At 65.0% G+C, this 21,634-nt stretch carries 16 protein-coding genes; 12 read left to right on the forward strand and 4 right to left on the reverse strand.

Annotated elements, in window-relative coordinates:
- Positions 1–169 precede the first annotated feature (169 nt).
- Positions 170–3,832, reverse strand: coding sequence for a peptidoglycan-binding protein (locus ABLE85_RS00755; RefSeq protein ID WP_348790783.1), 3,663 nt, complete (start codon positions 3,830–3,832; stop codon positions 170–172).
- A 441-nt stretch (positions 3,833–4,273) separates the two neighbouring features.
- Between ABLE85_RS00755 and ABLE85_RS00760 the strand changes: the two genes are divergently transcribed.
- From ABLE85_RS00760 to ABLE85_RS00800, 9 genes are all read left to right on the forward strand, one after another.
- Complete coding sequence (locus ABLE85_RS00760; protein WP_348791420.1) at positions 4,274–4,735, forward strand: MerR family DNA-binding transcriptional regulator; 462 nt, start codon at positions 4,274–4,276, stop codon at positions 4,733–4,735.
- Between the two features lie 239 nt (positions 4,736–4,974).
- On the forward strand, positions 4,975–6,771 hold the full coding sequence (locus ABLE85_RS00765) for an acyl-CoA dehydrogenase C-terminal domain-containing protein (RefSeq protein WP_348790784.1): 1,797 nt from the start codon (positions 4,975–4,977) through the stop codon (positions 6,769–6,771).
- A 50-nt stretch (positions 6,772–6,821) separates the two neighbouring features.
- The gene (locus ABLE85_RS00770; RefSeq protein WP_348790785.1) at positions 6,822–7,994 is read left to right on the forward strand and encodes an acyl-CoA dehydrogenase family protein; all 1,173 of its coding nucleotides are present in this window, start codon (positions 6,822–6,824) and stop codon (positions 7,992–7,994) included.
- A gap of 156 nt (positions 7,995–8,150) precedes the next feature.
- Positions 8,151–9,359, forward strand: coding sequence for an acetyl-CoA C-acetyltransferase (locus tag ABLE85_RS00775; RefSeq protein WP_348790786.1), 1,209 nt, complete (start codon positions 8,151–8,153; stop codon positions 9,357–9,359).
- 19 nt (positions 9,360–9,378) lie between these two features.
- Entirely contained in the window at positions 9,379–11,598 is a 2,220-nt protein-coding gene (locus tag ABLE85_RS00780) for a 3-hydroxyacyl-CoA dehydrogenase NAD-binding domain-containing protein (RefSeq protein ID WP_348790787.1), read from the forward strand.
- 179 nt (positions 11,599–11,777) lie between these two features.
- Positions 11,778–12,323 carry a thioesterase family protein gene (locus ABLE85_RS00785; RefSeq protein WP_348790788.1) on the forward strand — a complete coding sequence of 182 codons (546 nt, stop codon included), beginning with the start codon at positions 11,778–11,780 and terminating at the stop codon, positions 12,321–12,323.
- A gap of 110 nt (positions 12,324–12,433) precedes the next feature.
- Complete coding sequence (locus tag ABLE85_RS00790) at positions 12,434–12,733, forward strand: hypothetical protein (protein ID WP_348790789.1); 300 nt, start codon at positions 12,434–12,436, stop codon at positions 12,731–12,733.
- A gap of 195 nt (positions 12,734–12,928) precedes the next feature.
- A complete protein-coding gene (locus ABLE85_RS00795; protein ID WP_348791421.1) occupies positions 12,929–13,576 on the forward strand; it encodes a helix-turn-helix transcriptional regulator in 648 nt (215 codons plus the stop codon).
- 21 nt (positions 13,577–13,597) lie between these two features.
- Positions 13,598–14,404: a thermonuclease family protein gene (locus ABLE85_RS00800; RefSeq protein WP_348790790.1), complete on the forward strand. Its 807-nt coding sequence runs from the start codon at positions 13,598–13,600 to the stop codon at positions 14,402–14,404.
- Here ABLE85_RS00800 and ABLE85_RS00805 read toward each other — a convergent pair.
- The gene (locus ABLE85_RS00805) at positions 14,367–16,019 is read right to left on the reverse strand and encodes a lysine--tRNA ligase (protein WP_348790791.1); all 1,653 of its coding nucleotides are present in this window, start codon (positions 16,017–16,019) and stop codon (positions 14,367–14,369) included. The genes ABLE85_RS00800 and ABLE85_RS00805 overlap by 38 nt on opposite strands.
- Positions 16,020–16,257: 238 nt before the next feature.
- On the opposite strand from ABLE85_RS00805, the gene ABLE85_RS00810 reads away from it, so the two are divergent.
- Complete coding sequence (locus ABLE85_RS00810; protein WP_348790792.1) at positions 16,258–16,671, forward strand: tellurite resistance TerB family protein; 414 nt, start codon at positions 16,258–16,260, stop codon at positions 16,669–16,671.
- 22 nt (positions 16,672–16,693) lie between these two features.
- Positions 16,694–17,545: a sterol desaturase family protein gene (locus ABLE85_RS00815; RefSeq protein WP_348790793.1), complete on the forward strand. Its 852-nt coding sequence runs from the start codon at positions 16,694–16,696 to the stop codon at positions 17,543–17,545.
- Here the strand turns inward: ABLE85_RS00815 and ABLE85_RS00820 are convergent.
- Entirely contained in the window at positions 17,539–18,381 is an 843-nt protein-coding gene (locus ABLE85_RS00820) for a transporter substrate-binding domain-containing protein (RefSeq protein WP_348790794.1), read from the reverse strand. The genes ABLE85_RS00815 and ABLE85_RS00820 overlap by 7 nt on opposite strands.
- A gap of 362 nt (positions 18,382–18,743) precedes the next feature.
- On the opposite strand from ABLE85_RS00820, the gene ABLE85_RS00825 reads away from it, so the two are divergent.
- Positions 18,744–20,750, forward strand: a complete 2,007-nt coding sequence (locus ABLE85_RS00825; RefSeq protein WP_348790795.1) for a glycosyltransferase family 2 protein — start codon at positions 18,744–18,746, stop codon at positions 20,748–20,750.
- Here ABLE85_RS00825 and ppk2 read toward each other — a convergent pair.
- Positions 20,710–21,630: a polyphosphate kinase 2 gene (gene ppk2, locus ABLE85_RS00830; RefSeq protein ID WP_348790796.1), complete on the reverse strand. Its 921-nt coding sequence runs from the start codon at positions 21,628–21,630 to the stop codon at positions 20,710–20,712. The genes ABLE85_RS00825 and ppk2 overlap by 41 nt on opposite strands.
- Between the last annotated feature and the right edge of the window lie 4 nt (positions 21,631–21,634).

The raw sequence follows: 21,634 nt of genomic DNA on the forward strand, positions 1-21,634 counted from the left end.
GGTCATGCCTTGGCCCATGGCATTCTCGCATCGCCGGGCCGTCATTTCCACCGGTAGCCCAATGGAAGTTCATGCCGACCGGGGGGCGAAAGCGGGAGAACCAAAATCAGAAGGGTCCCGCAACCGTTTTCGGCCGTGGGACCCTTTTGTCTGTCGGATGCGCCAGGCGTTATCTCTGCGCCAGCAGCGCCCGCACCATCTTCTCGTCGACTTGGCCGGTCGGCTGCATGCCATTGTCCTTCTGGAAGGCGGCGATGGCGTTCTTGGTCTTCTGACCCATCATCCCGTCCGCGCCGCCGGCATCGTAGCCGTTCCTGTTGAGCATGGTCTGGATGTTGCGGATCGCCTGCGTCATATCCAGGTTGGCGGTCTGGATCTGGTCCACCTGCCAGGCTTCGGGCGCCTCGAAGGCGTTGGCCGCCGTGTCGAGCGGCTTGGGCTTCCAGAGGTCGGCCGCCGCGCGGGCGCGCTCGAGCTGCTCGGGGCGCAGCGCCTTGGCGATTTCGTCGCGCTTGGAGGCGGCGTCCTTGTCGCCGGTCTGGGCGACGAGGGCGAACCACTTGTACGATTCCTCCAGGCTCTGGGCCATGCCCACGCCCTTGGCGGCGAGGATGCCGAGGTTGAACTGGCTGTCCTTCACGCCCAGCTCGGCGGCCTGGCTGAACCAGCGAACGGCCGAGTCGTTGTCCGGCTGCCCGTCCGCGCCCATGGCGAACAGAACGGCCAGATTGTGCATGGCGCTGGCGTTGCCCTGCGACGCCGAGAGCTGGTACCACATCTTGGCCTTGGCAATGTCGCGTTCGACGCCGAGGCCCTTCTCGTAGATATTGCCGATGCGGTACTGTGCGGGGGCAAAGCCGAGTTCAGCCGACTTCTCATACCATTTCGCCGCTGTCGCCATGTCGGTGACGACGCCGTGCCCTTCAGCATAGCGCGAGCCGACCTCGAACAGCGCCTTGGCGTCGCCGGCCTCGGCAGCCTCGCGCAGGGCCACGGGGCCGGCTTCCACCGGCACGCTGATGCCGGACACTGCGGCCTGCGCGGCCACGGCGGCGGCGGATGTTGTCGTCGGTGCGTAGGCCATGGGCACCACGTCCGTTTCAGGCTGGGCGGCCGCCTGGGGTTCTGCGGCCGTCGACGCCGGGGCTGGCTCGGCCGTCATTGCGGGAGCGGCTGGAACTACGACCTCCGGTGCAGGGGCGGAAGCGCGAGTGGCAAGCTTGGCTGCCTGCGCCTCGTCGGTGTCGGTGGCCGCGGGCTCCGGTGCAAGGTCGGCCACGCTATCCATGGCGGGTGCGGTCTCCTCGACTTCCATGTCGGCGGCCTGCTCCGGCTGCCCGTCGCCAGGGGTGGGAGCGCTCTGGGCCACGACGGCAGCGTCGGCCATCAGCGCCTTGCCGAGATGCAGGCCGGCCAGCGCCGTCATGATCGCGGCGGCTGCCATCAGCACCGGCTTGCGCTTTGCTTTCAGCAGTTCGCCGAAGCGCACCGCCCGCACCGGGCCCTTGAGGTCGGTGCTGCGCTTCAGCGCCTCGGCCTCGGCGGCCGCGGCCTGTGCGGCGCGGCGGGCGGCCGCGATGAAATCGGCCTTAGCGGCATCGGACTCGGCCGGCTTGACCTGCTGGCCGCGCTCGTCGCGCACGCGGCGCATGATCGCGTTGAGGTCGGGCGCGCCGGACCCCGGCTCCAGCGGACGGTTGGCGAACTTCGGATCCAGCGGTTCATCGAGGTCGACGCTGGGTGCCACGTCGGCAACGGCGACGGCCGGCTTTGCCGGGCTCTCCGCGGACTGGCGCTTGCGACCGCCGAACATGCGGCTCAGGCCGCCGAACATCGAGCGCGGCGCGTCGGCGGTTTCGCTTTCCGCGATGGTGTCGGAGCCGAGCGCGGCCACGGCCGCGGCGGCAGCGGCCTCTGCGGGCGTGCGCACGCCGCCGTCGCGTTCGGACTTCGCGGGCCCGGCGTCGTCCTCGAGCGAGTCGATCAGTGACAGGGAGGCGTCGAGATCGAGCGAGGGCGTGTCCTGGAGCGCGATCTTGGGCAGCGGCGCGGCCTCGGGCGCTGGCTCCGCCGCAGGTGCGTCGAAGTGCTCGCCATGTTCCAGCGAACCCAGCCGGTCGACGATCTTGAGCAGCGTGTCGTGGATCGCCTCGAAGGTCTTGGTGTTGCGCTCGTCGGAACGACGCGTCAGCGCCTCCAGCGCCCGGAGATCGTCAGCGAGGCCGGCGACGGCCTCGGTCTGGCTGGACGATCCGGTCATCGAGTGCACGGCGCTTTCGGCGGCCTGGCGCGCGGCTTCCAGCAGGCTCTCGTGATTGCTGGCGATTGAGCGTTCGATTTCGTCCAGGCGCGGCGCGATGTCCTCGAATTCCGGCAGCGGGCTGGCCGGGCGGGCGAGGTGCTCGGAAAGTCCGGCGACCTGCGCCTCCAGATTGCGGATGAGCTCCGGATCGATGCCGGCAAACTGCTGCGCCGAACTGTCGAGGCGGCGCGAGATGTCGTCGAGACGCGTCTCAAGGCCGCGAACCACGTCCTCGTCGGCGCCGAACCGCTCCGCAAGCGCCGAGAAGCGGGCATCGATGGCATCCATGATGCCGGCGCCGTTGAAGTCCTGTGCAACGCTGCGCTGGTCGAGCCGAGCGGCGACCTCGTCGAGGCGGCGCTCCAGGTCGCGGAACAGCATGTTGCCCTGTTCCAGCACGTCGCCCTGGCGGCGCTCGATCATGCTGGAGAACAGGTCGAAGCGCTGTTCGATGCCCTGGAAGATGTAGTCGGCGTCATGGCTGACCGGTGCGTGGTCGATCTTGTCGGCAATGGTGGCGATCTGCTGGCCGAGCCGTTCGACAGCGGCTTCCGGCAGGTGCACCTGGGTGGTGATCTCGTCGACGCGCTGGGAAAGCAGGTTCAGCCGCTCGATCACCTCGCGGCCCGGCTGGTCGTTCGCCACGTCCTCGATCTGGCGGGCGAGCGAGGAAATCCGGGCCTCGATCCGCTCGAACGGCTCGGGGTCGAAATTGGGCAGCTTGGCGGCGGCCGTCGAGGCCACGATCGCCCGTGAAATCTCGTCGAGGCGCTCTTCGATCTGGCCGAAGGTCTCCGTCCCGCCAACCTCTTTCTGGCGGGCGAAGTGGTCGACCGCACCGGCCAGCATGCGCACCTTTTCCTCCAGCGAGCGCAGCGACAGCGATTCCGGCAGGTTGTCGACGGCGCTGCTGATCTGCTCGAGCCGCGTGGTGAGCGCGGAGATGGCCGGGTCGTCCTGCGTCTGTGCCGAAGCCACGCGGCCTTCGAAGTCCGTCCAGCGGCGGTCGAAGTCGTCCCAGCGCCGGTCGATCGAGCGCACGGTCTCCTCGCGGGCGAGCGTATCGAGTGCGCCTTTGACCTGCTCCAGTTCCAGCCGCAGCAGGTTGAGGCTCTTGTCGTCGGCGCGCTCGGACAGCGCATGGATGGCGCCCGACAGACGCTCGAATTCGAGGGCGAGTTCGTGCTCGTCGCGCGTGGCGTCGGACTGGCCGACGCGCTCGATGTCGCGGCGCATGGTTTCGAACTCGCGGCGCATGTTGGTGGCGACCTGCTGGCGCAGGTCCTCGCGCAGCGCGTTCAGTTCGGCTGCGATCTTGCCGAAGGCGGCCACGCCGTCTTCCTGGGTGCGGACGCGGTCGAGATCGCGGGCGATTGTCTGGTAGGGCTGCTCGCGCAACTCCGGCGTCGCCGGGCGCGCCAGCCTTTGCTGCAGATCGTCGAGCGAGCGGTTCAGTTCCTCCAGCGTGGTGTAGGACCTACGCGGCCTGCCGGCGTTTAGGGAATCGAGATAGGAGCGCTTGCTGTTCATCGAAACGTCCGTTCGGCGGTTGCTGGCGCTGGCCAGTGGGAAATTCGCTGCCGGGACGGATGCGAGCGCCTCTACGCTGGAAACTTCTTCCTAGGCTTGCCCCCGCCTCCCTGAAGGCCGTGAACAAATCGATACGAAACTCCACGGTAGACCCGACAGGCGCACCTTTCGCCCAACGTGGTAAACAACTCGTTAACCGAACTCTTGCAGGGGCCGGGATTCCGTTAAAAAGCCGTAAAACAGTTTCAACCACGCAACGCTTGCAAGACCGAGGTCGTGTAGGTATAGCATTTACGTAAACGTAAGTGGTGCGAATGCGCCGCTGACGAGATTTGTTGTTGTAACCAGGACTGGAAGCACAGGCAGACAGCCTCACCCCCGCAGCTTCCATTTGGTGTGGCCAGTATCATGCCGCACTCCCAACGGGGAAAGCAGATGACGATGAAACTTATCAAGGCCGACAATACGGAGGCCACTACCGCAGGTATTACCGATGAGATGGGGGACGAGCTCGCCCGCATCGGCGAAATGGCCAAGAAATACGGTGTGACCCTGCGCACGCTGCGTTTCTATGAAGACAAGGGGCTGCTCAGCCCGCAGCGCGACGGCAACACGCGCCTCTATACCCACCGCGAAGAGACGCGCCTCAAGCTGATCCTGCTGGGCCGCAAGATCGGGTTCTCGCTGCGCGACGTCAAGCAGATGCTGGACCTCTACGAGCCAGCCGGCTCGAACGTCAAGCAGCTGCGCCTGACGCTCGACAAGTCGGAGAAGCAGCTCGCGCGCCTCAACAAGCAGCGCCAGGCCATCGATGAGGCCATCGGCGAACTGAACGACGTCATGAAGGTCGTGCGCACCAAGCTCGACGAGCAACGCCCGATGCCGGTCGCGGCCAACGGCTAAGCCGGCACCGTAGTACGGCCCTGTCATCAGGCCGCGCGATGCCCCGACGGGCACCGCGCGGCCTTTTTGTTGTGCGACCGCGACGCACGAAGACCACATCGTCGCACGCAAAAATCTCCGCCGTTCGGATAAGTTGACGTTTACGCAAACGTCAATTATTGCTATGCCGTTCAGGAAAGCGGGTTCGACGCTTCACAGATGGCGTGCCGAAGCCGCATGTTTGTGGTGGAGGTTGAGTGATGCCGTCATACAGGGCGCCGGTCGCGGATACGCTTTTCGTGCTGAACGAGGTGCTCGGCTACGAGCGCTACAGCAATCTGCCCGGATTTTCCGACGCCACGCCTGATGTGCTGGAAGCCATCCTCGCCGAGGGCGCCAAGCTGGCCGAAAACGTGCTCCAACCCACCAATCGCGTCGGCGACATGGAAGGCTGCGTGCGCCACGCCGATGGCTCGGTCACTACGCCCAACGGTTTCAGGGAAGCCTTCGACCAATATCGCGAGGGCGGCTGGCTCGGGCTTGCGGTCCCGGCCGAATATGGCGGCCAGGGCCTGCCTTACTCGGTGCACTCGGCAGTGGCCGAATACATGGTCTCGGCCAACATGGCGCTGATGATGTATCCGGGCTTGACCCAGGGCGCCATCGCCGCAGTCCTCGCCCATGGCACCGACGAGCAGAAGGGCACCTGGCTGCCGAAGTTGGTCGAGGGCGGCTGGACCGGGACCATGAACCTCACCGAGCCGCATTGCGGCACCGACCTCGGCCTGCTTCGCACCAAGGCCGCGCCGAACGGCGACGGCAGCTACAAGATTTCCGGCCAGAAGATCTTCATCTCCGCCGGCGAGCACGACATGGCCGACAACATCGTCCATCTGGTGCTGGCCCGCATCGAGGGCGCTCCGGAAGGCGTGAAGGGTATCTCGCTCTTCATCGTTCCAAAATTCCTGCTCGACGGCGATGGCGAGCCGACCGAGCGCAACGCCGTGTCCTGCGGCTCCATCGAGGAGAAGATGGGCATCCACGGCAATTCCACCTGCGTCATGAACTATGACGAGGCCACCGGCTATCTGCTCGGCGTCGAGAATGGTGGCCTGAAGGCCATGTTCACCATGATGAACGAGGCGCGCCTCGGCGTCGGCCTGCAGGGCTTGGCCGTGTCGGAAGCGGCCTATCAGGGCGCGGTCGAATATGCCAAGGAGCGCCTGCAGGGCCGCTCGCTGTCTGGCCCCAAGGCGCCGGACAAGAAGGCCGACCCGATCATCGTCCACCCCGACATCCGCCGCAACCTGATGACGATGAAAGCCTTCAACGAGGCCGGCCGCGCGCTGGTGCTGTGGACCGCGCTCAAGGCCGACATCTCCCATCGCGGCGAAGGCGAGGCGGAGCGCCAGGAAGCGGAAGACCACATGGGCCTGATGACGCCGGTCGTGAAGGGCGTGCTCACCGACAAGGGATTTGAGCATGCTGTGATGGCGCAGCAGGTGTTCGGCGGCCACGGCTATATCGAAGAACACGGCATGAGCCAGTTCGTGCGCGATGCCCGTATCGCCATGATCTACGAGGGCGCCAACGGCATCCAGGCGCTCGATCTTGTCGGCCGCAAGCTGGCGCTGAATGGCGGCCGGGCGCTGCAGGCCTTCTTCAAGGAAGTCGGCGATTTCTGCGAGGAAAACCGCGCCGACGAGAAGATGGCGCTCTACACCAAGGCGCTGAAGAAGGGCCTCAACGACCTGCAGGCCGCAACCATGTGGCTGATGCAGAACGGCATGGCCAAGCCCGACAATGCGGGTGCCGCGTCCACCGACTACCTGCATCTCTTCGGCCTCGTCGCGCTCGGCTACATGTGGGTCCGCATGGTCAAGACCGCCCACGGCAAGCTTGCCAACGGCGCCGGCGATAACGCCGCCTTCTACGAGCACAAGCTGGTCACCGGCCGCTACTTCATGGAGCGGGCCATGCCCGAGACGGCGGCGCATCTCGCCCGGTTGTCGAGCGGTGCGGACACGATGATGGCGCTGCCAGCCGAGGCGTTCTGATTTGCAGGGCCGGCCTTGCCGGCCCATGATGCATGGGGGGAGGAACAACGATGGTCACAAGTCCCGCCGAAGTGCTTGGTCTTCCAAAACCCGCCTGGGTCACCGAAGACGTCGCCATGCTCTACGACATGGCCACAAAATTCCTCGAGGCCGAGATCGCGCCACGCTACGAGGAATTCGAGAAGGCCGAGATCTTCGACCGCGAAAGCTGGAGGAAGGCCGGCGAGGCGGGGCTGCTCTGCGCCTCCATCCCGGAGGAATATGGCGGCTCGAGCGGCACGTTTGCGCATGAAAGCGCCATCATGGAAGCCGTCAGCCATGTCGGCGTCGACGGCTTCGGCATCGCGCTGCACAATTCCATCGTCGCACCCTACATCCTCCACTATGGTTCGGAGGAGCAGAAGAAGAAGTGGCTGCCGAGGATGGCGTCCGGCGAGTTGATCGGCGCCATCGCCATGACCGAGCCTGGTGCCGGCTCGGATCTTCAGGGCGTAAAGACTTCCGCCGTCAGGGACGGGAACCAGTACCGCATCAACGGCTCCAAAACCTTCATCACCAACGGCCAGCTTGCCAATCTCGTCGTCCTCGTCACCAAGACCGATCCGTCCAAGGGCGCCAAAGGCACCTCACTGATCGTGGTCGAGACCGACGAGGTCGAGGGTTTCGAGCGCGGCCGCAACCTCGACAAGATCGGCCTGAAATCCAACGATACATCCGAGCTTTTCTTCAATGACGTGCGCGTGCCGACTGCCAATCTGCTCGGGTCTGAGGAAGGGCAGGGTTTCGTCCAGCTCATGCAGCAGCTGCCGCAGGAGCGCCTGCAGATCGGCGCTACCGCAATCGCCATGGCCGAGCGCGCGCTTGCCGTGACCATCGACTACGTCAAGGAGCGCAAGGCCTTCGGCAAGCCGATCCTCGATTTCCAGAACACCCAGTTCAAGCTGGCGGAGTTGAAGACCGAGGCAACCATCGGCCGCGTTTTCTACAACGACTGCGTCCAGCGTCATCTAAATGGCGGGCTCGACCCGGTAACGGCGTCCATGGCCAAGTACTGGCTGAGCGAGCTGCAGGGCAAGGTCGTGGACGAGTGCCTGCAATTGCACGGCGGCTATGGCTACATGAATGAGTACCCCATTGCGCGCATGTATCGCGACGCCCGCGTGCAGCGCATCTATGGCGGCACCAACGAGATCATGAAGCTGCTGATCGCGCGGAGTTTGTGACGAGGAAGTTGAACCACCCCCACTCCGGCCCTGCGGGCCACCTCTCCCCCTGCTCGGGGGAGAGGATTCGAGGCGAAGCCGAGACGGAGTGGGGGGCGAACGATGCAAGCGAAGCTATGGCGGGTCCGCCTGGCTTCGCCTTAGAGGAGAGAAAAAATGGCTGACGCTTTTGTCTATGATGCCGTGCGCACCCCGCGCGGGCGCGGCAAGAAGGACGGCTCGCTGCATGAGGTGCCGGCCGTGCGGCTGGCGGCGCGCACGCTGGAGGCCATCCGCGATCGCAACGGGCTCGACACTGCGCAGGTCGACGACATCATCTTCGGCTGCGTCGATCCGGTCGGCGAGGCGGGCTCGGTCATCCCGCGCGCTGCCGCCTTCGAGGCCGGCTATGACAACAAGGCTCCCGGCATGCAGATCTCGCGCTTCTGCGCCTCGGGCCTCGACGCCATCAATTTCGGCACGGCCAAGATCGCCCAGGGCGCCGACGAGATCGTGATTGCCGGCGGCGTGGAATCCATGTCGCGCGTCGGCATGGGCATGTCGGGCGGTGCCTGGTTCATGGACCCTTCGGTCGGCCTGCCGGCCTGGTTCGTGCCGCAGGGCATTTCGGCCGATCTCATCGCCACCAAATATGGCTTTTCGCGCGACGACGTGGATGCCTATGCAGTGGAGAGCCAGAAGCGCGCCGCCTATTCCTGGGAGAAGGGCTACTTCAAGAACTCGGTGATCCCGGTCAAGGATCAGAACGGCCTCACCATCCTCGACCATGACGAGCATATGCGCCCGACCACGGACATGCAGGGGCTGGCCTCTCTCAATCCGTCCTTCGTCATGCCGGGCGAGATGGGCGGCTTCGACGCGGTTGCGGTGCAGAAGCATCCGGAGATCGAGGCGGTCAACCACGTGCACCACGCCGGCAATTCCTCCGGCATCGTCGATGGCGCGGCCGCCGTGCTGCTGGGTTCCAAGAAGGCCGGCAAGGCAATGGGCCTGAAGCCGCGCGCCCGCATCCGCGCCTTTGCCAATATCGGCTCCGAGCCGGTACTAATGCTGACCGGCCCGGTCGACGTCACCGAAAAGCTGCTCAAGCGCGCCAAGATGAAGCTGTCGGACATCGACCTGTTCGAGCTCAACGAGGCCTTCGCCTCGGTCGTGCTGCGCTACATGCAGGCCTTCGACATTCCGCATGACAGGATCAACGTCAATGGCGGCGCCATCGCCATGGGCCACCCGCTCGGCGCCACCGGCGCGATGATCTTCGGCACCGTGCTCGACGAACTGGAGCGGCGCAACCTCAACACCGCGCTGGTCACGCTCTGCATCGGCGCCGGCATGGGCACCGCCACCATCATCGAACGCGTCTGACAGGGGAGGGGAGACAAAAATGGCCTACAAGAACTTTACTCTCGAAACCGACGCCGACGGCATCGCTCTCGTCACCTGGGACATGCCCGATCGCTCGATGAACGTGTTCACCGAAGAGGTGATGGACGAGCTCAGCGCAATCATCGATCAGGTCGCTGGCGACGCGGCAATCAAGGGCGCGGTCATCACCTCCGGCAAGGATTCCTTCTCGGGCGGCGCCGACCTCACCATGCTGCAGAAGATGCTTGGCCTGTTCCACAAGGAGAAGGCCAGGGATCCCGACAAGGCTATCAAGCTCTTGTTCGACAATGCAGGCCGCATGAGCCAGCTGTTCCGCAAGCTCGAAACCTCCGGCAAGCCGTGGGTCTCGGCCATCAACGGCACCTGCATGGGCGGCGCCTTCGAAATGTCGCTGGCCTGCCACGGCCGCGTTGCCGCGGACAGCGATAACGTCAAGATGGCCCTGCCGGAAGTGAAGGTAGGCATCTTCCCGGGCGCCGGCGGCACTCAGCGCGTGCCGCGCCTTGCCAACACGCAGGACGCCCTGCAGATGCTCACCTCCGGCCAGAACCTGTCGGCGCAGCGCGCCAAGGCCGTGGGCCTAATTCACGCCGTGGCCGAGCCCGCAAAGCTCGTCGAGTCGGCCAAGGCGATGATCGCCGCCGGCCTGAAGCCGGTGCAGCCGTGGGACGAAAAAGGATTCAAGCTGCCGGGCGGGCCGGTCTATTCGGCCGCTGGCGCCAATCTGTGGCCGCCGGCAATCGCCATCCTGCGCCGCGAGACTTTTGGCAACTACCCCGCCGTAGCCGGGATCCTGAAATGCGTCTATGAAGGCCTGCTGGTGCCCTTCGACACGGGGCTCAGGATTGAGCAGCGCTACTTCACTGAGATCATGCAGTCGAAGGAAGCCGCGGCGATGATCCGCTCGCTGTTCGTGTCGCTGCAGGAACTCAACAAGGGCGCGCGCCGCCCCGAAGGCGTGGCGCCGACCAAGTTCAAGAAGATCGGCGTCATCGGCGCCGGCTTCATGGGCGCGGGCATTGCCTATGTCACCGCCAAGGCCGGCATCCCGGTCGTGCTGATCGACCGCGACATGCCGTCCGCCGAAAAAGGCAAGGCGCATTCCGATGCGCTGATTTCCGAGCAGGTCAAGAAGGGCCGCGCCAAGCCGGAGGAGAAGGAAAAGCTGCTGTCGCTCATCACGCCGAGCGACGACTACGCCGCGCTCGAAGGCTGCGACCTCGTCGTCGAGGCCGTATTCGAGGATTCCGAGGTCAAGAAGGCGGCCACCGAGAAGGCCGAGGCCGTGTTGAAGTCTTTGGCGGTCTTCGCCTCCAACACCTCGACCATCCCCATCACCTCGCTGGCGAAGAACTCGGTTCGGCCGAAGAATTTCGTCGGCATCCACTTCTTCTCGCCGGTCGACAAGATGATGCTGGTGGAAATCATCCTCGGCAAGAAGACGGGCGACAAGGCGCTTGCCGTGGCGATCGACTATGTCCGCGCCATCAAGAAGACGCCGATCGTGGTCAACGACACGCGCGGCTTCTACGTCAACCGCTGCGTGCTGCGCTACATGTCGGAAGCCTTCAAGATGCTGATCGAGGGTGTGCCGGCACCGATGGTCGAGAATGCAGCCCGCGCCGCCGGCATGCCGGTCGGCCCGCTGTCGCTCGCCGACGAGACGGCCATCGACCTCGCCCAGAAGATCATGAAGCAGACCATTCGCGATCTCGGCGAGAAGGCGGTCGACCCCGAGCAGATGAAGCTCATCGACACGATGGTCGACAAGCATGGTCGCTTCGGCCGCAAGAACGGCAAGGGCTTTTACGACTATCCGGAAAAGCCGGCCAAGAAGCACCTCTGGCCGGGCCTGAAGGACCTCTACAAGCAGCAGAACCCCGACAAGATCGATTTCGAGGAGCTGAAACAACGCTTACTCGCCGTCATCGCGCTCGAGGCTGCGCGCGTGATGGAGGAGGGTATCGTCACCGATCCACGCGAGGCTGATGTCGGCTCCATCCTGGCCTTCGGCTTTGCGCCCTACACGGGCGGCACGCTGTCCTACATCGACGGCATTGGCGCGAAGAATTTCGTCAAGCTCGCCAAGGCGCTGCAGAAGAAATACGGCGCCGAGTTCAAGGCGCCCAAGCTTCTCCTGGATATGGCCGAGAAGGGCGAGACCTTCTACCAGCGCTTCAACCCCTATCCGAAGGAAGAGGCCAAGAAGGCGGCCTGAGGCGGCGCCCGCCCTGCGGCTTGCAGGGCGAACGAATATAGAATTCGACCTCCACTCCGGTTTGCTTCGCAAACCACCTTTCCCCCGCTCGACGGGGGAGAGGTAGCGCCGTCCATACGGCTGGCACCCTTCCTCTTCCCTTGTGGGGTGAGGGGACACATGCAGGCAGGTAGATTGAAATGTACGTCTGGGCACGTCTTGCCAGAACGGCGCTCACCGCGCGCAGCCGCGGCGACTATCGCATGGGTGATGAGAGCCGGCTGAGCTTCCGCTGCCTGCCGACCGACATCGACCTCAATATGCACCTGAACAATGCGCGCTACATGATGCTGGCCGATATCGGCCGCATCGACATCTTTTTCCGCGCCGGTCTTGTCTCGCTGGCGCGCGAAAAAGGCTGGGCTCCCATGCTGGGCGGCCTGCAGACCGTGTTCGTGCGGGAGATCAGGCTGTGGCGCAAATTCGACGTCGTCTCCACCGTCGAGACCTGGGAAGGCACGCAGGTCATCGGCCGCCACGAATTCGTCCTCGACAGCGGTGAGACGGCCGCGCTCGTGCTGACCACGGCCGGCGTCTACGATCGTCGCGCGCGTCGCGTCCTCCAGTTCGACGAGGTGGTCGCCGCGCTTGGCCGCGACGCCACGCCACGTCCGCCCACCGAGGCCGAGCGCATCTTCATGGCGTCGCACGCCGGCCTGCGCGCACTGGCTAAGAAGGGCGGATAGCGGAAATACCCCTCGCGCGCCGCCTGAAAGCCTGCTTCCGCGGCCTGTGCGGCGGTGGTAGGTTTGCGGCATTCGTCCATTTGCGTGTGTCAGGCCTGAAAGGATTGCCCATGCGTATGATGCTGAAAGTCTCCATCCCGGTCACTGAAGGGAACGGGGCCATCAAGAACGGCACCCTTCCCAAGATCATGGAAAAGGCACTCTCCCAGCTGAAGCCGGAGGCCGCCTATTTCACCCTCGATAACGGCCAGCGCACCGCCTTCGTAATCTTCGACATGACGGATGTGACGACCATGCCGAGCATCGCCGAGCCGTTCTTTTCCGGCTTCGGCGCAAGCATCGACCTGACGCCGGTCATGAATGTCGACGACATGCAGATTGGCCTCAAGGCGATCATGCAGGCGGCCTGAGGCGGTCCATCGCCTGGCGACAGTCTTGCTCGGCCTTCATTTGGCCGAGCACGCCACCGTCTCGCGACAACGACATCGCTGCTTTTTTCCGCGACTGACCTCGCCCCCGCCAAATCGCCCGCCTTTCTGGACAAACGGCAGGCTGCGCTCTAAATCACCGCGCAAGGTATATTTTCCTGTTCGAAGGCCATGACGATGCTCTCGCACGACCGGGTCTGGGCCGCAATTGACGCATTGGCCGAACGCCATTCGCTTTCGGCGTCGGGGCTGGCCAAGCGCGCGGGGCTCGACTCCACCGCCTTCAACAAGTCCAAGCGCGCTTCCGCCGACGGCAGGCCGCGCTGGCCCTCCACGGAATCGCTGGCCAAGGTCATCGAGGCGACCAATTCCTCGCTCGACGAATTCCTCGGCCTGGTCGAAGGCCGTCGCCCGAAGGAAGACAGGCCGGCGGCGCAATCCTCTCGCGTGCCGCTGCTCGGCTTCGCCCAGGCCGGTGCCGGCGGCTTCTTCGATGATGCTGGCTTCCCCGCCGGCCAGGGCTGGGACCTGATCGAGCTGCCCACCCGCACCACGGAGAACGCCTATGCCTTGCAGGTGCAGGGCGATTCCATGCTGCCGCTCTACCGCAACGGCGACGTCCTCATCGTCGAGCCGGGCGCCACAATCCGGAGGGGCGACCGCGTGGTGGTCAAGACGCACTCGGGCGAGGTCATGGCCAAGGTGCTGGCGCGCCGCAACGCCGACGGCATCGAACTCGTTTCGATCAACCCCGAGCATCCCGACCGCAGTCTTTCCATAGACGAGGTCGACTGGCTGGCGCGCATCGTCTGGGCGAGCCAATAGAGCCAAGAAAAGGAGGACGCCATGCGTCCGGGTGTCGTTCTTGCGTGCGTCGTATCCGTCGCGGCGCTCGGCCTCGCCATCATGGCCGGGGGAAGGGCGGTAAGCTCCAATCAGTCCACGCTTGCCACGCCAGAGGAGGATGCAGCGACCTTCGGCTCCTTCGACGAGAAAGAGAAGCCGCCGGAGGCGAAAGGGGCGATAGGGGCGCCGGTCATCGATGAAGTCGCGCCGCCGCCTGCCAGGGTAAGCGATCTTCCAGACCCGCCTCCCGCAGCAGCCAATCCCGTGCCGCCGTGGCAGCCGCAGGATGCCGGAACCGCTGTGGGCACGGTCAAGCTGGATAGCAAGGACAAGCGCCTCTACCAGCCCGTGGCGACCGATACCGGAATCATTCAGGCCATGGGGTACAAGCTGGTCATCGCCGGCATCGATCCGGTCAAGCCGGGCGAGAAATGCAATTTCAACGGCAGGTCATGGCCTTGCGGCGTACGGGCGCGGACGGAGTTCCGCGCCTGGCTGCGCGACCGCGCCGTCACCTGCAAGGTGCCGTCCAAGCCGAGCGGCCGCGCGGTCTTGACCTCGTGCCGAGCCGGCAAGGTCGATGCAGGCGCCTGGTTGGTAGAGAATGGCTGGGCCCGCGCCCAGCCCGCCGGCCCCTATGCCAAGGCCGGCGAGAAGGCCCGTGCCGAAAAGCGCGGCATCTTCGGTGCACCACCGTCGGGCGCCCGGCCGGTGGCGCGGCGAGCCGCGCCTGAATCTGGCAGCCTTGCCAAGCAAGGTACCGAGGCGATTATGCCGCCAGCTGGCCTTGCAACGCCTTCCCGATGAGCTCGCGCGTCTCGGCGATGCCATAGAGAGCCGCGAACGAGCCGAAGCGCGGTCCGCGTTCCTGGCCGATCAGCACCTGGTAGATCATCTGGAAGAAGGCGACGGACACGCCGGGGCCGCCCTCCGGGCTCTGCTTCGTATGGTCCTGATAGCGCTCGATGTGGCGCGCGACGTTGAGCGCGGCGTTCTGGATCGCCTCGCCATCGGCACCGGCCGGGAGTGCCGCCAGCGCTTCCGAAAGCTGCGCCAGCGCATCGCGCTCGACCTCGTCGGGCGCGCGGTAGACCTTGGTCGGCTTCACGAAATCGTCGAAGTAGCGGATCGCGTAGTCTGCCAGCTTGTCGAGCTCGGGATGCGAGGCCGGCGTCACGCCCGCCACATGGCGCGAGATGAAGCCCCACAGCACGTCCTTGGTCTGCGCGTTGGAGGCGCTGACGAGGTTGAGCAGCATCGAGAACGGCACCGGCAGGTCGATCGCCGGCGGGTTGCCGCTATGCATGTGCCAGACCGGGTTGCCCAGCCGGTTCTTCCAGTCCTGCTTCGGATAGGCCGACAGGAAGGCGTAGTATTCGTCCACAGCCTTGGGGATGACGTCGAAATAGAGCTTCTTGGCCTGCCGCGGCCGCTGGAACATGTAGAGCCCGAGGCTCTCGGTCGTCGCATAGGTCAGCCACTCGTCGATGGTCAGGCCGTTGCCCTTCGACTTCGAGATCTTCTGGCCGTTCTCGTCGAGGAACAGTTCGTAGACGAAATGCTCCGGCGCGTGGCCGCCGAGGATGTTGCAGATGCGGTCGTAGACCGCCGCGTTGGTCTGGTGGTCCTTGCCGAACATCTCGAAATCGACGCCGAGTGCGGCCCAGCGCATGCCGAAGTCCGGCTTCCACTGCAGCTTCACATTGCCGCCCTTCACCGACAGCGTGGTCTCGGTGCCGTCCTCGTCCTCGAAGGTGATGGTGCCGGCCTTGGCATCGACATGCTTCATCGGCACGTAGAGCACCCGGCCGCTCTTGGGCGAAATCGGCAGGAAGGGGCTATAGGTCGCCTGGCGCTCCTCGCCCAGCGTCGGCAGCATCACCGCCATGATCTTGTCGTAGCATTCGGCCGCGCGCAGCAGCATGTCGTCGAAGCGGCCCGACTTGTAGTACTGGGTGGCGCTGGCGAATTCGTAGTCGAAGCCGAAAGTGTCGAGGAAGCGGCACAGCATCGCGTTGTTGTGGTCCGCGAAGCTCGCATAGTCGCCGCCGAACGGGTTCGGCACCGACGACAGCGGCACGTGCAGGTAGGGCTCGAGCGCTGCGCGATCCGGCACGCTGTCGGGGATCTTGCGCATGCCGTCCATGTCGTCGGAGAAGCACAGCAGCTTGGTGGCGACCTTGTTCTCGGTCAGCACGTGAAAGGCGTGGCGCACCATGGTCGTGCGCGCCACTTCGCCGAAGGTGCCGATATGCGGCAGGCCGGACGGGCCGTAGCCGGTCTCGAACAGCACCGTTTTGGGGAACTCGCGACCTTTATAGCGCGCGATGATTTTGCGCGCTTCCTCGAACGGCCAGGCTTTGCTTTCGGCGGCGGCCGCGAGGATTTCGGGGTTGAGATCGATGGTGGCTGATCCCGTCATATCGCTGTTCCTGCATCGGTGTGCCGGCGCTTGCTCGCCGGCGCAGCATGTGTGTGGAGGCTTGGTCAACTCGCTCGCCGGGGCGGATGGGTATGTCAGGCGTCCGTGGAGCGAAGTTTGCCCACGGTCTCTAAGCGGGCAGGCGAAAGGCGTCAACGATAACCGGTATTTTTCCTTGCGGCGCAACCCCGGGATTCCTACCTTCGGTGCATCGCAAACACCAAGGATCGCAACTGAAATGTCGAAGCCCACCGCCCAGGAAGCCCTGATCTACCTGATGGTCATCACCTCGGCCGCGGACCGCGACATGACCGACCTGGAGCTTGCCCGCATCGGCGATGTCGTGCGCAACTGGCCTGTCTTCGCCGACTTCGACGAGAACAAGCTGATCCGCGTGGCACAGGATTGCCAGAAGCTGCTGCAGGAACCGGCCGGGCTGGACGGGGTGCTTGCCTCGGCGGCCGAGGCCATCCCCCAGCGCCTGCACGACACCGCCTATGCCGCTGCGCTCGAGGTCGCGACGGTCGATCTCGAGATGCGGCTGGAGGAGGTGCGCGTGCTGCAACTGCTGCGCCGTCACCTTGCCATCGATGCTCCGACCGTCACGGCGGTCGAGCGGGCGGCCAAGGCGCGCCAGCGCATGCTCACCTGAGGGAGGTCATCAGGGTGGCGCCATGAACGATCTCATCCCCTCCGAGCTTGCCGCCCGCGCGATAGCCTTTCTGGCGATCTTCCTTGGCATGGCGTTCTTCGAGCTCTGGTCGCCCCGCCTCGAACGCGCGGAATTGGCGGGCGCGCTGAAGTCGCGTCGCTGGTTCACCAACCTGTCGATGGTGGTCATCTCCTCGCTTTTGCTGCGGGTGGTCTTTCCGGCCGCGGCCGTGGGCGCGGCAGCCTGGGCGCAGGCGCATGGCTGGGGCCTGCTGCGTCTTGCCGGCGTGGAGCCTTGGCTTGGCGGCGTCATCGCCTTCGTCGTGCTCGACTTCGCCGTCTGGCTGGAACACGTCGCCAGCCACAAGATCCCGGTCCTGTGGCGCATCCACCGCATGCACCACGCCGACACCGGCATCGACGTCACAACCGGCCTGCGCTTCCATCCGCTGGAAATCCTGTTGTCGATGGTCTGGAAGGCGGCGGTGGTGGTGGCGCTGGGCCCGCCCGTGCCGGCGGTGCTGGTGTTCGAGATCGTGCTCAACGGCACCTCGATGTTCAACCATTCCAACGTCCGCATCGCCCCGCGCGTCGACCGCTGGCTGCGGCGGCTGATCGTCACGCCCGACATGCACCGCGTCCATCACTCGGCCGACCGGCCGGAGACGGATTCCAACTATGGCTTCAACTTTCCGTTCTGGGACCGCCTGTTCGGCACCTATGTTTCTGCGCCGAAGCTCGGGCACGAAGGCATGGTCGTCGGGCTCGAAGAGTGGCGCGGCGAGGAGCCGGCCCGGCTCGGCTGGTCGCTGCTACTGCCGTTCCGGCCGGTTCGCCGGCGCTGGACGGCCAGGGAAGTCCGCCGGCCTCAGTAGAAGCTCACCGGAAAATACCGCAGGTAGAGCTCGGCGAAGGTTCCTTTGACCGAGATCGCATGCAACGCGTAGTTGAGTGCATTCGCCAGCGCAGGGTTGTCCGCCTTCACCGCGATGGCAAGGCCGCTGCCGAGATATTCCGGCGCCAGATAGGGGCCGCCGGCGAAGCGGCAGCAGTCCGCCGCCTCGGATCCCGCCAGCCAGAAGCCCAGGCGCATGCCGTCGCCGAAGGCGCCCGTTATCTTGCCCGCCTTCAGGTCGTCGAACATCGCCTCCTGCTTCGTGTAGGTCTTCACCTCCACGTCGGGAAAATAGTCGCGCAGCATCCGCTCATGCGCCGTCCCGGCCATCACGCCGATCTGCTTGTCCTTGAGCTTGCTGTAGAGCGGCTCGGCGAGCACGCTGGCCTTGGGCATGATGAAGCGCGCCGGAAACTGCAGATAGGGGCGGGAGAACGCATATTTCGCACGCGCCTCCTCCGTCACCGCAATGCCTGCGATGATCGCCTCGCCTTCGCCCTTCTGCAGCGCGCCGTCCAGCTCGCCCCAGGGCAGCGCCTGGATCTGGCACTTGTCGGCAATGTCGAGCTCGGCGCAGATGGCGCGCGCCAGGTCGATATGCAGGCCCGACAGCCGGCCGCTCGCGTCGAGAAAATTAAGCGGCGGGAAATCCGTCGTGGTCAGGAAGCGCAGCCGCGTGAGCGTGTGCAGGTCCGGCTTCGGTAGCCGTTCCTTGGCGTCCCAGAACACCGGCACCTGCGGTTGCTCCGCGCGCGCCGGCCCGGCAAGGGCGGCCAGCGCGCAGAGGACGACGACGGACAGCGAGCGAAGCTTCACCAAAGGGCCCTCGGCTGGGCGAAACGGTTCGGGGCGCTCAGTTGACCCCAGCGCTTTATAGCGTCACCGGACGACGATTCCGAGTCTTGCCGGGCAAAATGACGGTCCGCCATTCGACCAAAGGCTCCCTCCGGATCAGCAAAATAATGCAACCCTGAGTGAGTGGCTATCCATCTGTAGGTTGCATAGTCTCCCTCGCGGGGAATGAGCTGCAACTTTGGGTGTTGCCGTGGGCGATCGCAGAAACGTGCCGTCCAGTCCTGAACGTCAGCCTTATTTTGCCGGATGGGATTCCGGCCCGCCGCCGGGCAAGCCACCCGTTGCAATTGGAGCTTCGAGTCTGTGGCGGTGGGCTCGGCGTCATGGACCTCTCTGACGCCGAAGAGAACCGACATTCGCCGATCGGGCAGGGGCGCGGCGCCGACCATTCCGGCGCCATGCACGCAGCGCGGCAGACCTCGTCCTTCCCCGATCTTGCCGAGTGGCAGCCGATCCTGGCCCGCCTCGGCCTGTCGCCAGACGCAGCCTTGAGGTTCGCCAATCAGGCGCAGGTGAATGGCACGGATTTCCAATCCGAGCTCCTGGCGTCCGGCGAGGTGGAAGAGGAGGACTTCTTCCGCGCGCTGGCGCAGGAGCTGGGCCTGCCCTTCGTCGACGAGATCGACCCGGACAAGCTGATCATGCGCCAAGCCCACTGTCTTGCCCTTTTGCGCAAGCGTGGCGGCTACCAGCCGGTCAAGGTCGAGGAGGCCAGCGGCATTTCCTATCTCATCGCGCCGGAACGTACCGGCGTCGCCCAGATGCTGGAACTGCTGGCCCGATATCCGGGCGCGCGCCGGCGGCTCAAGATGACGACGCCGCGCGCCCTGCGCCGGGCGGTTCTGGCGCGGGCCAGCCTGTCGCTCGTCCACATCGCTTCACGCGGCCTGTTCGAGCAATATCCCGAATACTCTGCGCGCATCGTTGCCAACGCCTGGCAGGGCACGGCCTGGGGCGCGGCGCTGGTGGCGCTTTTGATCGCCGTCACGCTCATCCCCGAAACGGTGTATGGCATCCTGCACTGCGCTCTCTCGCTGTTCTTCCTCGCTTGCGTCTGCCTGCGTTTCGCGGCGCTGCAATCGGCCATGCCTCCGCGCCCGAGTGTCGTGATTCCGCCCGTCGCCCACGACATGCCGGTCTATTCGATCCTCGTCGCCCTCTATGACGAAGCGGAGATGGTTCCCGGCCTGTTCCAAGCGCTGGGCCGCATCGTGTGGCCGAAGAGCAAGCTCGAGATCAAGCTCGTCTGTGAGGCCGACGATCTCCCCACCCTGGCGGCAATCCGGGCCTGCAAGTTGCCGCCTTTCGTGGAGATCGTGGAAACGCCGCCGGCAGGTCCCCGCACCAAGCCCAAGGCGCTCGCCTATGCGCTTCCTATCACCAGCGGCGAGTTTGTCGTGCTGTTCGATGCGGAAGACCATCCCCATCCTTCGCAATTGCTGCAGGCCTGGCAGCGTTTCCGCGTGGGCGGCGAGGACCTGGCCTGCCTCCAGGCGCCGTTGGAAATCTCCAACCGCGATCGTTCCTTGCTGTCGCGCATGTTCTTCTTCGAGTATGCGGCGCTGTTTCGCGGGTTGCTGCCATGGCTGGCGCGCTACAAACTGCTCCTGCCGCTTGGCGGCACGTCCAACCATTTCCGCCGCGAGGCGCTGGAGAGGCTGGGCGGCTGGGACCCGCATAACGTCACCGAAGATGCCGACCTCGGCGTGCGTCTTACCCGCTTCGGCTATCGGGCCGAGACGATCTCCTTGCCGACGCTGGAGGACGCGCCGGAGGATTTCCGCACCTGGTTGCCGCAGCGGACCAGATGGTTCAAGGGCTGGTTCCAGACCTGGCTGGTGCATATGCGAAACCCGCCTCGACTGGCGCGCGATCTGGGCTTCGGTTCCTTCGTGATCGCCCAGATCCTTTTCGCGGGCATGATCGTTTCGGCCACGGCGCACCCGTTCCTGATCGCGATGGTGGCCAGCGTGCTTATCGATATGGCGACGAGCGCTCCGCTGGGGCTCATGGAGTCCATTTTCCTGCCGCTCGACATGGTCAACATTGCCGGCAGCTACCTGTCGTTCCTGGTCCTGGGCTGCCGCACCCTCAAGGTGTCGGAGCGGACGGGCGTCTGTAAGGTGGTGCTCTTCATGCCGGTCTACTGGATGATGATATCGCTCGCCGCCTGGCGCTCGCTGTGGCAGCTGTGGCTGCGGCCGCACCATTGGGAAAAGACAGCTCACCGCAGGGCGGCGCCGGCTCCGGCGCACGTCCCGAGACGTTTCAAGCCGACCATGAAAGGTCCTACGACGACTTCTTCAGGAATTTGGGCCCTTCGCCGATGATCTTGTCGTCTTCCTTGTCGATCGCGTCGAGCTCGCGGCCGGGATAGGGCAGGCTGGAGAGAATCCGGCGCATCACCGCCAGCCGCGCCCGACGCTTGTCGTTGGCGTGCACGATGATCCAGGGCGCATGGTCGGTGTGGGTCGTCTCCACCATCTGGTCGCGCATTTGCGTGTAGGCGTCCCATTTGGTCATGCCGGCCACGTCCATCGGCGAGAATTTCCAGTTGGTGAGGGGGCTGTGAATCCGGTCGTGAAAGCGCTTGAGCTGCATCTCCTGACCGATGTTCAGCCAGAACTTGAAGAAGCGGATGCCCTCACGCACGATCTGCTTTTCGAAGCGCGGCGTCTCCTCCAGAAAATGCTTGTGCTGCTCGGGCGTGCAGAAGCCCATCACCGGCTCGACTCCAGCGCGGTTGTACCAGGAGCGGTCGAAGGTCACGAATTCGCCCGCGGTCGGAAAATGTGCCACGTAGCGCTGGTAATACCACTGCCCGCGTTCGGTCTCGGTCGGCTTGGTCAGGGCCACGTTGCGGGCAGTGCGCGGGTTCATGTAGGCGCGCAGCACGCCGATGGTGCCACCCTTACCCGCGGCGTCGCGTCCCTCGAACAGGACCACCACGCGTTCGCCGGTCGCCTGCATCCAGGCCAGTAGCTTGACGAGCTCGATCTGCAGGCGCTCCGCCGTCTCCTCATATTCCCTGAGCGGCATCTTGTCGTTATAGGGATAGCCGCCCGAGCGCATCGCCTTCTTGTCGATCCAGTCGGGCAGCACCGGGTTGTTGATGTCGAAGTGCCGCTCCTCGCCGCCGAGCTTGATCTTCACCGGCTCGAGGCCGGCTACGTTCTGTGTGTACTCGGCATGGACTTCGGCATTTTTCATCGCG

Origin of the sequence: Mesorhizobium sp. KR1-2, from assembly GCF_040045035.1 — a bacterium.
Taxonomy (GTDB): domain Bacteria; phylum Pseudomonadota; class Alphaproteobacteria; order Rhizobiales; family Rhizobiaceae; genus Pseudaminobacter.

Coding starts and splice junctions, on each gene's coding strand:
- ABLE85_RS00760 (WP_348791420.1), top strand. CDS start 4,274: ATGAAACTTATCAAGGCCGACAATACGGAGGCCACTACCGCAGGTATT.
- ABLE85_RS00785 (WP_348790788.1), top strand. CDS start 11,778: ATGTACGTCTGGGCACGTCTTGCCAGAACGGCGCTCACCGCGCGCAGC.
- ABLE85_RS00805 (WP_348790791.1), bottom strand. CDS start 16,019: ATGACGGGATCAGCCACCATCGATCTCAACCCCGAAATCCTCGCGGCC.
- ppk2 (WP_348790796.1), bottom strand. CDS start 21,630: ATGAAAAATGCCGAAGTCCATGCCGAGTACACACAGAACGTAGCCGGC.
- ABLE85_RS00800 (WP_348790790.1), top strand. CDS start 13,598: ATGCGTCCGGGTGTCGTTCTTGCGTGCGTCGTATCCGTCGCGGCGCTC.
- ABLE85_RS00780 (WP_348790787.1), top strand. CDS start 9,379: ATGGCCTACAAGAACTTTACTCTCGAAACCGACGCCGACGGCATCGCT.
- ABLE85_RS00775 (WP_348790786.1), top strand. CDS start 8,151: ATGGCTGACGCTTTTGTCTATGATGCCGTGCGCACCCCGCGCGGGCGC.
- ABLE85_RS00810 (WP_348790792.1), top strand. CDS start 16,258: ATGTCGAAGCCCACCGCCCAGGAAGCCCTGATCTACCTGATGGTCATC.
- ABLE85_RS00790 (WP_348790789.1), top strand. CDS start 12,434: ATGCGTATGATGCTGAAAGTCTCCATCCCGGTCACTGAAGGGAACGGG.
- ABLE85_RS00755 (WP_348790783.1), bottom strand. CDS start 3,832: ATGAACAGCAAGCGCTCCTATCTCGATTCCCTAAACGCCGGCAGGCCG.
- ABLE85_RS00765 (WP_348790784.1), top strand. CDS start 4,975: ATGCCGTCATACAGGGCGCCGGTCGCGGATACGCTTTTCGTGCTGAAC.
- ABLE85_RS00825 (WP_348790795.1), top strand. CDS start 18,744: ATGGACCTCTCTGACGCCGAAGAGAACCGACATTCGCCGATCGGGCAG.
- ABLE85_RS00770 (WP_348790785.1), top strand. CDS start 6,822: ATGGTCACAAGTCCCGCCGAAGTGCTTGGTCTTCCAAAACCCGCCTGG.
- ABLE85_RS00795 (WP_348791421.1), top strand. CDS start 12,929: ATGCTCTCGCACGACCGGGTCTGGGCCGCAATTGACGCATTGGCCGAA.
- ABLE85_RS00815 (WP_348790793.1), top strand. CDS start 16,694: ATGAACGATCTCATCCCCTCCGAGCTTGCCGCCCGCGCGATAGCCTTT.